Source organism: Streptomyces sp. NPDC126497 (assembly GCF_040302425.1).
Classification (GTDB): domain Bacteria; phylum Actinomycetota; class Actinomycetes; order Streptomycetales; family Streptomycetaceae; genus Streptomyces.
Genome location: NZ_JBEORT010000002.1, coordinates 30,549 through 43,655, shown reverse-complemented (window position 1 = coordinate 43,655; position 13,107 = coordinate 30,549). Strand labels below are relative to the sequence as shown.

14 protein-coding genes and 1 pseudogene are annotated in these 13,107 nt (G+C 74.9%); 9 read left to right on the top strand and 6 right to left on the bottom strand.

Going from position 1 to position 13,107, the window contains the following annotated elements:
• Window positions 1-83 precede the first annotated feature (83 nt).
• The 3 genes from ABTY20_RS01350 (at window position 84) to ABTY20_RS01340 (ending at window position 3,669) form a co-directional block, all read left to right on the top strand.
• Window positions 84-1,934: an FUSC family protein gene (locus ABTY20_RS01350; RefSeq protein ID WP_351994947.1), complete on the top strand. Its 1,851-nt coding sequence runs from the start codon at window positions 84-86 to the stop codon at window positions 1,932-1,934.
• A 4-nt stretch (window positions 1,935-1,938) separates the two neighbouring features.
• The gene (locus ABTY20_RS01345; protein ID WP_351994946.1) at window positions 1,939-3,339 is read left to right on the top strand and encodes an amidohydrolase; all 1,401 of its coding nucleotides are present in this window, start codon (window positions 1,939-1,941) and stop codon (window positions 3,337-3,339) included.
• A 144-nt stretch (window positions 3,340-3,483) separates the two neighbouring features.
• Window positions 3,484-3,669, top strand: coding sequence for a DUF8839 family protein (locus tag ABTY20_RS01340; protein WP_073937149.1), 186 nt, complete (start codon window positions 3,484-3,486; stop codon window positions 3,667-3,669).
• Window positions 3,670-3,688: 19 nt separating this feature from the next.
• Here the strand turns inward: ABTY20_RS01340 and ABTY20_RS01335 are convergent, their stop codons facing one another.
• Both ABTY20_RS01335 and ABTY20_RS01330 read right to left on the bottom strand, forming a co-directional pair.
• Window positions 3,689-4,147: a hypothetical protein gene (locus ABTY20_RS01335; protein ID WP_351994945.1), complete on the bottom strand. Its 459-nt coding sequence runs from the start codon at window positions 4,145-4,147 to the stop codon at window positions 3,689-3,691.
• Window positions 4,144-4,809 (bottom strand): ATP-binding protein, encoded by a 666-nt coding sequence (locus ABTY20_RS01330; RefSeq protein WP_502991719.1) that lies wholly within the window; start codon window positions 4,807-4,809, stop codon window positions 4,144-4,146. The genes ABTY20_RS01335 and ABTY20_RS01330 overlap by 4 nt, the downstream gene beginning before the upstream one ends.
• 231 nt (window positions 4,810-5,040) lie before the next feature.
• Between ABTY20_RS01330 and ABTY20_RS01325 the strand changes: the two genes are divergently transcribed.
• From ABTY20_RS01325 to ABTY20_RS01310, 4 genes are all read left to right on the top strand, one after another.
• Window positions 5,041-5,901, top strand: a complete 861-nt coding sequence (locus ABTY20_RS01325) for a Sco1979 family transcriptional regulator (RefSeq protein WP_351994943.1) — start codon at window positions 5,041-5,043, stop codon at window positions 5,899-5,901.
• Window positions 5,902-6,186 carry a DUF397 domain-containing protein gene (locus tag ABTY20_RS01320; protein WP_351994942.1) on the top strand — a complete coding sequence of 95 codons (285 nt, stop codon included), beginning with the start codon at window positions 5,902-5,904 and terminating at the stop codon, window positions 6,184-6,186.
• A 92-nt stretch (window positions 6,187-6,278) separates the two neighbouring features.
• Window positions 6,279-7,082 (top strand): SAM-dependent methyltransferase, encoded by an 804-nt coding sequence (locus tag ABTY20_RS01315; RefSeq protein ID WP_351994941.1) that lies wholly within the window; start codon window positions 6,279-6,281, stop codon window positions 7,080-7,082.
• A gap of 179 nt (window positions 7,083-7,261) precedes the next feature.
• Window positions 7,262-7,894: a nucleoside/nucleotide kinase family protein gene (locus tag ABTY20_RS01310; RefSeq protein WP_351994940.1), complete on the top strand. Its 633-nt coding sequence runs from the start codon at window positions 7,262-7,264 to the stop codon at window positions 7,892-7,894.
• 94 nt (window positions 7,895-7,988) lie between these two features.
• On the opposite strand, the gene ABTY20_RS01305 is transcribed toward ABTY20_RS01310, so the two are convergent.
• Both ABTY20_RS01305 and ABTY20_RS01300 read right to left on the bottom strand, forming a co-directional pair.
• Window positions 7,989-8,921, bottom strand: coding sequence for a carbohydrate kinase family protein (locus ABTY20_RS01305; protein WP_502991724.1), 933 nt, complete (start codon window positions 8,919-8,921; stop codon window positions 7,989-7,991).
• On the bottom strand, window positions 8,903-9,814 hold the full coding sequence (locus ABTY20_RS01300) for a pseudouridine-5'-phosphate glycosidase (protein ID WP_351994938.1): 912 nt from the start codon (window positions 9,812-9,814) through the stop codon (window positions 8,903-8,905). The genes ABTY20_RS01305 and ABTY20_RS01300 overlap by 19 nt, the downstream gene beginning before the upstream one ends.
• Window positions 9,815-9,916: 102 nt before the next feature.
• Between ABTY20_RS01300 and ABTY20_RS01295 the strand changes: the two genes are divergently transcribed.
• On the top strand, window positions 9,917-10,345 hold the full coding sequence (locus tag ABTY20_RS01295; RefSeq protein ID WP_351994937.1) for a VOC family protein: 429 nt from the start codon (window positions 9,917-9,919) through the stop codon (window positions 10,343-10,345).
• A 104-nt stretch (window positions 10,346-10,449) separates the two neighbouring features.
• On the opposite strand, the gene ABTY20_RS01290 is transcribed toward ABTY20_RS01295, so the two are convergent.
• Complete coding sequence (locus ABTY20_RS01290) at window positions 10,450-11,004, bottom strand: methylated-DNA--[protein]-cysteine S-methyltransferase (RefSeq protein ID WP_351994936.1); 555 nt, start codon at window positions 11,002-11,004, stop codon at window positions 10,450-10,452.
• A gap of 55 nt (window positions 11,005-11,059) precedes the next feature.
• Window positions 11,060-11,937 (bottom strand): annotated as a pseudogene (locus tag ABTY20_RS01285) (glycerophosphodiester phosphodiesterase).
• A 279-nt stretch (window positions 11,938-12,216) separates the two neighbouring features.
• Between ABTY20_RS01285 and ABTY20_RS01280 the strand changes: the two are divergent.
• Window positions 12,217-13,080 carry an MHYT domain-containing protein gene (locus ABTY20_RS01280; protein ID WP_351994935.1) on the top strand — a complete coding sequence of 288 codons (864 nt, stop codon included), beginning with the start codon at window positions 12,217-12,219 and terminating at the stop codon, window positions 13,078-13,080.
• Window positions 13,081-13,107: the final 27 nt, after the last annotated feature.

Sequence of the window (13,107 nt, the reverse complement as noted above, 5' to 3'; positions counted from 1 at the left end):
CTACCGTGGAGGGCACGCTTCCTCCCGCCCGGTCACCGTCGCCCGTGAGCCCGTTCCTTTCCGATGCGACCGACTGGAGCTCCGTGTCCCGTGCCCTGCCCCCGTGGCTGGCCCACGCCCTGCGCGCCCAGCGCGGACCGGTTCCGTGGAGCGCCGTCGCGCGCGGCGCGCTGGGCGGCGGACCGCTGCTGCTCGCGGCCGTTCTCGCGGGGCGGCCCACGCTCGGGGTCGTCGCCGCCATCGGCGCGATGTTCGCCGGGATCAACGACCGGCCGGGCAGCCGTCGTGCCTCCGTCGGACGCGTCGGCGGGCCCGCGCTCGCCGGGGCGGCCGGGCTGGTCCTGGGGACGTCCGCCGGGGACCACGTCCCCGCCGTCCTGCTCACCCTGCTGCTGGCCGGGCTCGGCCTGGCCGCCGGCGCGGTCAGCGCGCTCGGCCCCGTCGGCTCCTCCGTCGGCACGCAGCTGCTCGTCGGCGCCGCCGTCGGCGCCGGGATGCCGCTGCCCGAGCCGGGCTGGCAGCGGGCGCTCGCCTTCCTCGCCGGCGCGGGGTGGCTGCTCCTGCTGAGGCTCGCGCTGCCCACGCCCGGTTCGCTCGCCGGGGGTTTCCGGTTCGACGGGGAGCGGCACGCCGTCGCCGGCGTGTACGACGCCGTCGCCGCGCTGCTCGACGCCACCGGAACGGAGTCGGCCCTCGCCCGGCGCGCCGCGCTCACCGCCGCCCTCGACCACGCGCAGGACGCACTCGCCGGACCCCGGCTGCGCCGGTACGCCTCCTCCGCCGCCGAACGCCGGCTGCACGCCCGGTACGCCGCCGCCCTCCCGCTCGCCGAGGCCGCCACCGCGCTCGCCTGGGCCGGGGAGCCCGTACCGGCCCGCGCCTCCGAAGGGCCCCGGCGCCTCGCCGCCGCCGTGCGCGGCAACGCCCCCACCGGCCCGCTGCCCGCCCCCTCCCGGACCGTCCCCGCGCTGCGCGCCCTCGACGACGCCCTGCTGCGCGCCGCCGAGGCCTTCGACCGGGGCGACGGCGGTGACCTGCACGGCCGCAGGCGGTCCCGCGCCGCCGCGCTGCGGACCGTCCTCGGGGCCCGGGGCCGGGAGTACGGGCTGCGGGTCGCCCTCTGCTTCGGGGTGAGCGCCGCCCTCGCCCAGACCCTCCACCACGCCCGCTGGCACGGGCCGCACGCACACTGGTACTGGCTGCCCGCCACCGCCGTCTTCCTCGTCAAACCCGACCTCGGGCCGCTCGCCTCCCGCGTGCTGTCCCGGGCCGCCGGGACCGTCCTCGGGGCGCTCCTGTTCGCCGGCTTCGCCGCCGTGCTGCCCCGCCCGGAAGGGCTCGTCGCGCTGGTCGCGGTCAGCGGCGCGCTGATCCCCGTCGCCGCCCGGCACTTCGCCGCGCAGACCGCCGTCGTCACCGTGCTCGTCCTCGCCCTGGTGATGGCCGGCGGCGAACCCCCGGCCGCCCTCGGCCGCATCGGCGAGACCCTGCTGGCCTGCGCCGTCGTCCTGGTCGTCGGCCATCTGCCGATGCCGGGCCGGCGCGGCGGCGCCGCCATCCGCGCCCGGCTCACCGAAGCGGCCGACGCCGCCCAGGCCTACCTCGACCACGTGCTCGGCGGATCCGGCGACCGCGCCGCCCGCTGGACCCTGCGGCGCGAGGCCTACCGCACCCTCGCCGAGGCCCGTACGGCCATCGCCCTCGCCTCCGCCGAGCTCCCTCTGCTCGCCCGCCACGCGCACGGCGCCGACGAGACCGCCGCCACCCTCGAACTGCTCGTCGACACCGTCACCGCCTGCGCCGTCCACCTCGACGACACCGGCCGCACCGATCCCCGGCACGTCCGGCGGCTGGCCGACCTCGCGGACCGCGCACGGGCGCGGGGGAACGTGGCGATTCGGCTCCCCCCGGACCGGGACCGCGTCGTACGTTGACGGGATGACGCCCCCCGCCACGGAGAGCCCGGCCGACCTCGTCATCACCGGCTGCACCGTCCTCACGCACGACGACCGGGAACGGATCGGCTTCGTACCGGACGCGGCCGTCGTCGTACGCGGCGGAACCGTGGAGGAGGTGACGAGCGCGGAGGCGGCCGGGGGGCGGGCGGCCCGCGAGCGGATCGACGCACGGGGGCAGGTCGCGCTGCCCGGTCTGATCAACTGTCACACGCACGCCCCGATGGCCGCCCTGCGCGGCCTCGCCGAGGACCTGCCGACCGAGGAGTGGTTCAACGACGTCGTCTGGCCGGTCGAGTCCAACCTCACCGGGCGGGACGTCGCACTGGGGGCGCTGCTCGCCTGCGCCGAGATGATCCGGGGCGGGGTCACCTGCTTCGCCGACCACTACTTCGCCATGGACGAGGTCGCCGCCGTCGTCGCCGAGTGCGGGATGCGGGCGCTGCTGGGGGAGGCGTTCTTCTCCTCGCAGGGGGCCGGGGGGCGGGAGCGGTCGCTGGCGTTCGCGCTGCGGCACCGGGGGGCCGCCGACGGCCGCATCACCACCGCCCTCGCCCCGCACGCCCCCTACACCGTCGACGACGCCGACCTCGCCGCCACCGCGCGGCTGGCCCGCGAGCACGGACTGCCCGTGCACCTGCACGCCGCCGAGAACCGCGACCAGACCGAGGCCAGTCTCGCCCGGCACGGCGTCACCCCCGTCGAGGTGCTGCACCGCACCGGCGTCCTCGACACCGACGTGCTCATCGCCCACGGCACCGGCATCGTCGAAAGCGACCTGCCGCTGCTGGAGCGGGCGAACGGCCGTACGGCCGTGGCCACCGCGCCCCGCGGCTACCTCAAGTTCGCCTGGCCCCGCACCACGCCCGTACGCGCCCTGCGCGACATCGGCGTCCCGGTCGGACTCGCCACCGACGGCGCCGCCTCCAACAACTCCCTCGACGTGTGGGAGTCGATGGCGCTCACCTCCCTGGTCCAGAAGTCCGCCGAGGGCGATCCCCGGTGGCTCACCTCCCGGCAGGCCCTGCACCACGCCACCCTGCAGAGCGCCCGCGCGGTCGGCCTCGGCGAGAGCGTCGGGAGCATCGCCCCGGGCCGCCGCGCCGACCTCGTCCTCGTCGACCTCACCGGCCCGCACACCCAGCCCGTGCACGACCTCGCCGCGACCCTGGTGCACAGCGCGCGCGCCGCCGACGTCCGCACGACGATCGTCGACGGCCGGATCCTCATGCGGGACCGGGAGCTGCTCACGATCGACGTGCCCGAGGTGGTGCGGGAGCTGGGGGAGCGGCTGCCCGCGCTGGTCGACCGGAGCCACGGGCGGCGGATCCAGGAGTACGACATCCGACGGCACGGTCCGTGCGACGGGGGGCACGGAGGGTGACCCTGTGGTGTGATCGGCCGAGAGGTCGGTCACACGTGGCGGTGAACGGGTGTCAACTATGTCTCAGTACCGTCACCGGGCAGGGTGTTCGCCCCATGGTTGGCGTTTAACTCTACGAGTACAACGCAGCATGGAGGTGGCAGGGTGAACGGGCGAACCGTGCTCGAACGCTTTCCCGCAGGTGGACCGCGTGGCTCGTGGCCGGCGGAGGAGTTCGCCCACGCGCGGCGCCTGGAGGGCCTGCCGGCCGAGGTTGTCATGGACCTCGCGACCGACATGTTCCTGGTGATCGTCCGGGGGGACGGCGGGGGCGGGGACGCGACGGCGTAGTGGGACCGGGGGGGCGCACCTACGCGGTCACGGGGCGTGACCAGGTGGGGGCCGTCCCCGTCAGGCGGCACAGGGTGAGGTAGAGCGGTATCGGCGGCGTGTAGGGGAGCGTGCCGGCGGGGCGGTGGATCAGGCCGGGAAGGCCCGGGGCGCCGGGTGCGTCCGGAGGGCCGGGGAGGACCGCGCCGGTCGCGTAGCGGGCCGGGGCCGGCCACTCCAGGGCGTAGTCGGAATCCGCCGGGACCAGCCACCACCAGTGCGTGTCGTCGGCGTACACACAGCCCACCCGGGGCAGCCGGGGCATCACCAGCGGGCCGAAGCGGGCGGGCACCGCCACGGCGTCGCAGCCCAGGGGCGCGGTCATGCCGTCGGGGACGGGCAGCCGCCGGGGGGCGCGGGCGGCGGCGGTGTCCCGTGCGCGCTCGATTCCCACCAGCGAGTCCAGGCTCAGCACCCGGGTGCCGGGGGCGCCCGTCACGCCCGGCCCCGGGGGGTGCGCGGGTGCGGGGGGAACGGCGCCCGGTGGGCCTGGTTTTCCGCCGGGCCGCAGGACCGCTCCGGTTCGTTCGCGGTGTCGTCGTCCGGGGGGCCGGGCGGGCCCGGCTTCGGGCGGGCGCCCCAGCCCAGGTCGCCGGCCGGCTCCGCGGGACCGCGCCCGGCCTCCGCCGTGCGGCGGAGGTCGGCCCAGACCAGCAGGCCGGGACCGTTCTCGTGCGCGCCCCACGCGTGGCACAGGGTGTCGACGAGGAGCAGGCCCCTCCCGTGCTCGTCCTCCGGCTGCCCGGTGCTCGCCCGCGGCCGGTCCGGCGCGCACCCCTCGTCGCCCACGGCTATGCGCACCAGATCGCCGCCGTCGTGCAGCTCGCAGACGATGCGGCTGCTCGCCGTGTGCACGATGGCGTTGGTGACCAGTTCGGAGACGACCAGGGCTGCCGTGTCACAGGTGTCCTCGCACACCGACCACCCGGTCAGCCGCGCCCTCGTCAGGCGTCTCGCCTGAGCCGGGGAACCCGGATGGGCGGCCAGTTCGAAACGGAACCGGCGCTCGGTGGCGGACCCCGAGGGGTCGGCTCCCGAGGCGGCGCCGAGGCCGATGGACCCTGCGGCGGCGTCTGTTCCTAAGGGCGCGGACGGAATCACGCTTGCCACTATCGCCCCGCCGTGAACACTTGGCAAGTGTCACTCTGAAAAATGCAGAGTGCTGTGTGACGGTCTGGAAGGGCGTGGCACACTGCTCGCAACAGCACCCCGAGCGGCGCCAGTTGGGATCACCGAAGATCTGTTCGAATTCAAGTTCGGACGAGAAGGACTTCGAAGGGATCCCCGCGTGGCGCCGCCGGGCTGTCCGCTTTTGTTCGAGGGAGGTGGAGTGTGAGCGAACCCCGGTCCGCGCCGACGGTCGGCCAGGTCGTCCTCGGGCGACGCCTGCTGGACCTGCGGGAACGCGCGGGGCTCAAGCGCGAGGAAGCGGCCCGCGTCCTGCGTGTCGCCCCCGCCACCGTCCGCCGCATGGAGATGGCCGAGGTCGCGCTCAAGATCCCGTACCTCCAGCTCCTGCTGAAGGCGTACGGCGTCTCCGACGAGGAGGCCGACGCCTTCGTGCAACTGGCGGAGGACGCCAACCGGCCCGGCTGGTGGCAGCGCTTCCACGACATCCTGCCCGGCTGGTTCTCGATGTACGTCAGCCTGGAGGGCGCGGCCTCCCTCATCCGCAGCTACGAACCCCACTTCGTCCCCGGACTGCTCCAGACCGAGGACTACGCGCGCGGCGTGCTGCTCTCCGGGGCCGTCGGACAGACCCAGCCCGAGGAGATGGAGCGCCACGTCGACCTGCGCATGCGGCGGCAGGAACTGCTCACCCGTGAGGACGCGCCCCGGGTGTGGGTCGTGATGGACGAGACCGTGCTCCGCCGCCCGGTCGGCGGCCCGGAGGTGATGCGCGCGCAGATCGACAAGTTGCTCGAGGCCACGAAGCTGCCCCATGTGACGCTGCAGATCGCGACGTTCGCCGGTGGGCCCCACCCCGGCACGTACGGACCGTTCGTGCTGTTCCGATTCGCCGTGCCCGAACTGCCGGACATGGTCTACAGCGAGTACCTGACCGGCGCCGTCTACCTGGACGGGCGCGAGGAGGTGGCGACCCACCTCGAGGTCATGGACCGCATGGCGGCACAGGCCGCCACGGCACATCGCACGAAGGAGATCCTCCGGGACCTCCGCAAGGAGCTGTGAATGGAACTCGTGAAACCCCTGGAGTCGTTGCCCCGCCCGCGGGCACGCACCGGAAGGATCTACAACGGCATGCCCGCGCGGGAACTGGGCAGCGAGGGCTGGCACAAGCCGTGGAGCGGTGGCAACGGCGGGAACTGCCTGGAGGCGATGAAGCTCGAGGACGGCAGGATCGCCGTGCGCCAGTCCACCGACCCGGACGGGCCGGCGCTCATCTACACCTCCGCCGAGATGACGGCCTTCATCGAGGGAGCGAAGGCGGGAGAGGCGGATTTCCTGCTGTCCTGAACCTTGTTGACCGCTCTAACTTTGCGTTCGTTCCCCCTCCGACCTGGCACCGACTTGTTCGCTAACAGTTGCAGAGACTTATGGAGTCCGTCATGACCGGGCAGCACCCCGTGGAGATCGACACGAGCAGGCCGCATCCCGCGCGGATGTACGACTGGTACCTCGGGGGCAAGGACAACTATCCCGTCGACGAGGCCATGGGACGGCAGATGCTGGCCCTCGACCCCCGGGTGCCGGTGATGGCGCGGGTGAACCGCGCGTTCATGCAGCGGGCCACGCGGTGGCTGGCCGGGCAGGGGGTACGGCAGTTCCTGGACATCGGCACCGGCATCCCCACCGAGCCCAACCTGCACCAGGTGGCGCAGGGGATCGCACCCGACGCCCGTGTCGTGTACTGCGACAACGACCCCATCGTGCTGGCCCACGCGGAGGCCCTGCTGCGCGGTACGGACGAGGGGGCGACCGAGTACCTGCAGGCCGACGTGCGCGATCCGGACGCCGTCCTGGAGGGTGCGCGGAAGGTCCTCGACTTCGACCGGCCGATCGCGCTGTCGCTCATCGCGCTGCTGCACTTCGTCCCCGACGAGGACGGGGCGCACCGGCTGGTCGGGCGGCTGCTGGACGCGCTGCCCTCGGGCAGCCACCTGGTCGTCACCCACGCGACGTCCGACTTCACCCCCGAGGAGTCGAAGGCGGCCACGGAGAAGCTCAAGGCGGCGGGCGTCACCCTGGCGCTCCGCTCCCGCGAGGAGTTCACCCGCTTCTTCGACGGGTTGGACCTCGTCGAACCGGGCGTGGTGGTCCCCCACCACTGGCACCCGGAACTGGGCGACCCGGTCCCGGGCCAGGACGACGACGTGATCCCGGGCTACGGAGCGGTGGCCCGCACACCGTGACCCGCGGGAGTGGTGGGCCCCAGGCCTGACGTTCCGGCACCACTCCCGCGACGGCGGCCCGCTGCGCTGAGCGCAGCGGGCCGCCGCATGCCGTCACCCCCGCCGCCGGTTCGCACCGTCATCGGACGGTCGTACGCGGTGATCGGCGCCGGCAGCGGGCACGGGCGCATCATGGCCGTGTGCGACTCGAAGCGATCACCTGGGACCGGCTCGGCGACCTCCTCGCCGAGCGCCTGCTGGAGCTGGGGACGGCCGACGGCGGCCCCTGGCCGCGGGTCGCCCTCGACGGCGCCCCCGCCGCGCGTCCCGGAGACCTCGCCGAACGGGTCGCCGGGGCGCTGCGGATCCGCGGCCGGCCCTCCCTGACCGTCGGCGCCGAGGGCTTCCTGCGGCCCGCCTCGGTCCGCCTCGAGTACGGCCACCGGGACCTGGAGTCCTACTACGACGGCTGGTACGACACCGGCGCCCTCCGGCGCGAGGTGTTCGACCCCCTGGAACCCGGCGGAAGCGGACGCGTCCTGCCGGACCTGTGGGACCCCGTCACCGACCGCGCCACCCGCAGCCCGTACGTCCGACTCCCTCCCGGGGGCGTGCTGTTGCTGTACGGCCCCCTCCTCCTGAGGCACTGGTTCCCCTTCGACCTGACCGTCCACGTCCTCCTCTCCCCGGGCGCCCTGCGCCGCCGCACCCCCGAGGCCGAGCACTGGACCCTCCCCGCCTTCGAACGCTACGAGCGGGAGACTGACCCCGCCGGCACGGCCGACGTACTGGTGCGGGCCGACGACCCCCGCCATCCGGCCTGGCGCCCCTGACCCCGGACGAACCGTGTGCGGGCCCGTGGACAGGGGTATTCCGCTCCGTTCCCCCTGCGGGCGAAGGGAGCCCGCCCATGGCGGCGCCCGTTCGTCAGGCGGGTGCCGGCGGGCGTCCCCCTATGTGTTCCACCGCCTGCGCGCCCGCCCGGCAGCCCTCCCGCGCCGCCTGCTCCGGGTCGGCGCCGGCGAGCAGGGCCGCGAGGAACGCGCCCGTGAACGCGTCGCCGGCGCCCGTGGTGTCCCGGGGCGCCGCCGGTACGGCCGGGACACGGGCGTACACCTCCCCGGACCGGGCGAGCAGCGCGCCCCCGGCCCCCTGTGTGGCCACCACCAGCGGGACGTGCCGGCTCAGCCGCGCGGCGGCGTCCGCCGGGTCGGACACCCCGGTGAGCAGGCACGCCTCGTCCCGACTGGGCAGCAGGACGTCCACGTCCCCGACCAGCGACAGGAACCGGTCGGCGCCCAGCCGCACGAGGAACCCAGCCGACGCCGGATCGAGACTCACCGGCACCCCCCGGGCCCGCGCCGCCCCGGACGCCACCGCGGCCAAGGCCCTGCCCGGCCCGGTGAACAGCAGATAGCCCGACAGGTGCAGCCGCGCCACCCCGTCCAGCAGCGCGTCCGACCAGTCACCGGGTTCCAGCCGCAGCGACGCGCCGCCGTCGGTGAGGAACGTCCGCTCGGCCGCCGCGCCCTCGTCGACCAGGCAGATCACCGTCCCCGTCGGTGCCCGTCCGTCCACGACCAGCAGCGGACGGACCCCGCAGGCGGTCAGCTCCCGCTCGTGCCAGGCCGCCGCGTCCTCGCCCACCCGTCCGAGGAGCCGCACCTCCGTACCGTTTCGCCGCGCCGCCCAGCAGGCCACATTGGCGCCCGCGCCGCCCGGCACCGTCCGGACCGCCGCCGTCGTGTCCGTCCCCGGCGCGAGCGGCCCCCGGTACCGGGCGACCACATCCGTGACCACGTCGCCGACGACCAGCAGCGCCCCGCCCCGCACGGCGTCCGTCACTCCCCGGCGGCCCAGGACGCCGCGATCCGCGCGGCCAGACGTACGTTGCCCCGGACCGCCGCCAGGTTCGCGGAGAGGGAGGCGCCGTCGGTGCGGCGGACCAGATGGCCGAGCAGGAACGGCGTGACCGCCTGGCCGGTGACGCCCTCCGCCTCGCACGCGCGCAGCGCCTCGTCGAGCACGCGCGCGTGCAGCCCGGGGTCCAACTGCTCCTCCTCGGGAACGGGGTTGGCCACGATCAGCGCCGACCCGGGCCCGCCCAGCGCGTCCTGCGCCCGCATGGCCTCTGCGACCTGCGCCGGTGTGTCCAGCCGCCAGTCCACGGGGTGCCCGGAGTCGGACAGGTAGAAGCCGGGGAAGCGGTCCGTGCCGTACCCGGCGACCGCCACCCCCAGGGTCTCCAGCCGCTGCAGGGTCGCGGGCACGTCCAGGATCGACTTCACGCCCGCGCACACCACGGTGATCCGCGTCCGCGCCAGCAGGCCGAGGTCGGCCGACTCGTCCTGGGTCACCGTCCACTCCCGGTGCACCCCGCCGAGGCCCCCGGTGGCGAACACCCGGACGCCCGCGAGCGCCGCCAGCAGGGCCGTGGCCGACACCGTGGTCGCCCCGCTCGCCCCGGCGGCCACCGCGAGCGGCAGATCACGGTGGCCCAGCTTGCGGATGCCGTCCCCGCCCGCGACCCGCTCCACCTGCTCCTCGTCCAGCCCGACCCGGGGCCGCCCGTCCAGCACGGCGATCGTCGCGGGCACCGCGCCCTCCTGCCGTACGGCCGCCTCCAGTTCCAGCGCCACCCGGAGGTTGTGCGGCCGGGGCAGCCCGTGGGCGATGATCGTGGACTCCAGGGCCACCACGGGCCGGCCCGCGGCGATCGCCTCCCGTACCTCTCCGGACACCATGAGCACCACGCGTCCGCCTCCCGTCCGTCGGCTCTCCCTCATCCCTGGCGGGCCGGGCGCCGGGTCAAACCCCCTTGCGCACCCTCATGGACGTCGCGGAGGCTGGGAGCCATGACGGACCACACGACCCGCCTCGACCACATCGTCCTATGGGTGAGCGATCCCCTCGCCGCCGCCGGTTTCTACGAGAAGGCCGTGGGCCTGGAGCCCGTCAGGCTCACCGCGTACTCCGCCGGTGAGGCGCCGTTCCCCTCGGTGCGGGTCAACGAGGAGACGATCCTCGATCTCATGCCGCGGGCCAAGGCGGAGCGCATGGGCATGGTCCCCGGTGCCGCGGAGAGCTCGGGGCATCCGGTCAACCACGTCTGCCTGTCGCTGACGGCCTCGGACTTCGACGCCCTGCGCAGCCGGCTGGAGGAGGGCTCCGTGCCGGTGTCGGACGTCTCCCGCGACTCCTTCGGGGCACGGGGAGCGGCCCGGCGCAGCTTCTACTTCCGGGATCCGGACGGCAACGTGTTCGAGGCGCGGCACTACGACTGACCGGAGGCCCCGCGCCGCCCGTGCCGGTGCCCCGCATACCGGGGAGCGCCTCCCGGGCATGCGGGGCACCGGAGAGGCGCGACTGCCCGCGGCGGGCGGGAGGGTCAGAACAACGGCTCGGGGAGAACGCCCTCCAGGGCGAGCAGACGGCGCTTCGTCTCCAGCCCGCCGCCGAACCCGCCGATGCCCCCGCCGCTCTCCACCACCCGGTGGCACGGCACGACCACCGGCAGCGGATTCGCGCCCATCGCCATGCCCACGGCCTGCGCCGCGCCGGGCTGACCGACCCGCCGGGCCAGGTCGCCGTACCCGACGACCGAGCCGAACGGCACCCCGGCGGCCAGCTCCCGCAGCACCTCGCGGGGGAACCCCGAGACCAGTGACCAGTCCAGCGGCAGCCCGAAGTCCCGTCGCCGGCCCGCGAAGTACGCCTCGACCTGGCGTATCGCCTCGGCGAGCAGCGGGGAGCCGGGCTCCTCCACGGGCTCGGCGCCGAGCCGCGCCGCCAGCCGCTCCAGCGCGCCGCCGCGCGCCTCGCCGGTGGCGTGGAAGACGACGTTGACCAGGCCCTCACGGGTCGCGGCGAGCAGCAGCGGGCCGACGCCGGTGCCGACGACGGCCCACACCACCCGCTGCCCGTGCCTCCCCTGGCTGTCCACGCGCACCACGGTACGACCCGCCACCGACAACGTCCCCCGGGCGCGGGCGGACGCCTCAGCCGCGCACCGCGTCCCGCACCACGTCGGGCGCGTCGGTGATGATCCCGTCGACCCCGAACCCGGCGACCCGCCGGGCGGCGGCCGCGTCGTTCACGGTCCAGGTGCACACCTCCAGCGGCTTGCCGTGCGCTCCCTCGAAGGCGTGCACGGCGGCGACGTAACCGGGGCGGAGAGGGACCCGTGCGAGGGATTGATCCGGTCGGTGAAGGCCGCGTACGCGGGCAGGTCCGCCACGGGCGGCGTCCCGGGGAAGGCGGTCCTCAGCGCGGGCCGCAGCTCGTGGACCTTCCGTACGCTGTCCGCGCTGAAGCCCTGCACGACCAGCCGGTTCCGCACGTGCCGGCGGTCCAGCCGGCCCTCGTCGTCCAGCACCTCGGGGATCTCCCGCTCCACGCCGGGATACAGCCGGGGGTTCTTGATCTCCAGCAGCAGCTTCTGCCGGTGGCGCTCGACCCGGTGCACGAACTGTTCCAGCGTCGGCACGCGCGCGCCCGCGTACGCGGGGCCGAACCAGCTGCCCGCGTCCAGCCGGGCGATCTCCGCGGCGGCGAAGTCCCTCACCTTCCACGGCGCCCGGCCGGGGAACACCTCCTCCACGTCGGTGGTGCGCCGCAGACTGCCGTCGTGCAGGACGACGAGCTCACCGTCCCTGGTGCGCTGGACGTCGTTCTCCACCCAGTCCACGCCGGGCGCGGCCGCCTCGTCGACGGCCGCCAGGGTGTTCTCGGGCGCGTACGCGGACGCGCCCCGGTGAGCCGTCACCAGGGGCCGCGCGGAGTCCTCCACGGCCCGCGCGGGGGAGGGGAGGGGGAACAGCAGGGCGGCGGTTCCCGGGAACGCGGTGGCCGGGGCGGCGACGGCGCGTGCGCGCATGCGTACTCCTCGCGCCGGACGCTCACGGTCGGTTCCACTGTGACAGCAGAGGGTGGACGCGGGGCGGGCGCGGAGCGGACAGGGATTGAACGGTGTCGTCCGGATTCCGCACACTGGTGCCGCACATGTGGGGCGAGGACGTGTTTCTTCGCGGGGAAGTCGTTCGGCCGTTCCGGTGGGGTCATACTCTCTGCCTCATCCCTGGCCGCCGTCACGGCGCCGGGAGGGGGGCTGTATCGGGACGTTGTGGAACACACAGGGCGGGAAGGGCAGCCGCGCATGCAGGGCACGGTCGACGGATTCAGCTACGGTCTGGTCACACCGCTGGTGGCCTTCCTCATGGCCTGTCTCGGCGGCGCCCTGGGACTGCGCTGCACCGCCAGGGCCCTCAGGGCGCCCCGTTCCTGGCGCCCCGGCTGGCTCGCCCTGGGGACCGCGGCCATCGGGTCGGGCATCTGGACGATGCACTTCGTCGCGATGACCGGCTTCACGATCGAGGGCACGCCGATCCACTACGACCGGCCGATGATGTTCGCGAGCCTGGCCGTCGCCCTCGCCATGGTGGGCGTCGGGATCTTCATCGTCGGCTACCGGGGCGCCTCCGGGACGGCCCTGTTCACCGGGGGCACCATCACCGGCCTCGGCGTCGCCTCGATGCACTACCTCGGCATGGCCGGCATGAGCCTCGACGGACGCCTGGAGTACGACGTCCTCACCGTCGCCGCGTCGGTGGTCGTCGCCGTGGCCGCCGCCAGCGCCGCCCTGTGGGCGGCCGGACAGGTGCGGGGCTTCCTGTGGAGCGTGGGTGCCAGCCTCGTCATGGGGCTCGCCGTCACCGGGATGCACTACACCGGCATGGCCGCGCTCGAGGTGCACGTCCACGGAACGGCCGACCCCGCGGCGGGGGAGCCGGCGGCCGCCCTGCTCGGGCCGATGATGGTCGGACCGCTCGCCTTCCTCGTCCTCGCGGGCGTCGTGGTGCTCTTCGATCCACTGGTGATCGCCGGCGGGTCCGCCGCGCTCCCCGCCGAGGACAAGCCCGGCGTCCCCGCCCACTCCCCGGCCCACCATTCCCCGGTACGCCCGCGGCTGCGGGCCCGCGGCCCCGTGGAACACCGCTCCCGGGCCCCGCAGCGCCACTGAACCGGCCCCGTTGTCAGTGGGGGGCCG

What these genes read in the sequence shown, in the direction of transcription:
- ABTY20_RS01345 (WP_351994946.1), top strand. Translation starts at nt 1,939, where the DNA reads ATGACGCCCCCCGCCACGGAGAGCCCGGCCGACCTCGTCATCACCGGC.
- ABTY20_RS01320 (WP_351994942.1), top strand. Translation starts at nt 5,902, where the DNA reads ATGGAACTCGTGAAACCCCTGGAGTCGTTGCCCCGCCCGCGGGCACGC.
- ABTY20_RS01315 (WP_351994941.1), top strand. Translation starts at nt 6,279, where the DNA reads ATGACCGGGCAGCACCCCGTGGAGATCGACACGAGCAGGCCGCATCCC.
- ABTY20_RS01295 (WP_351994937.1), top strand. Translation starts at nt 9,917, where the DNA reads ATGACGGACCACACGACCCGCCTCGACCACATCGTCCTATGGGTGAGC.
- ABTY20_RS01280 (WP_351994935.1), top strand. Translation starts at nt 12,217, where the DNA reads ATGCAGGGCACGGTCGACGGATTCAGCTACGGTCTGGTCACACCGCTG.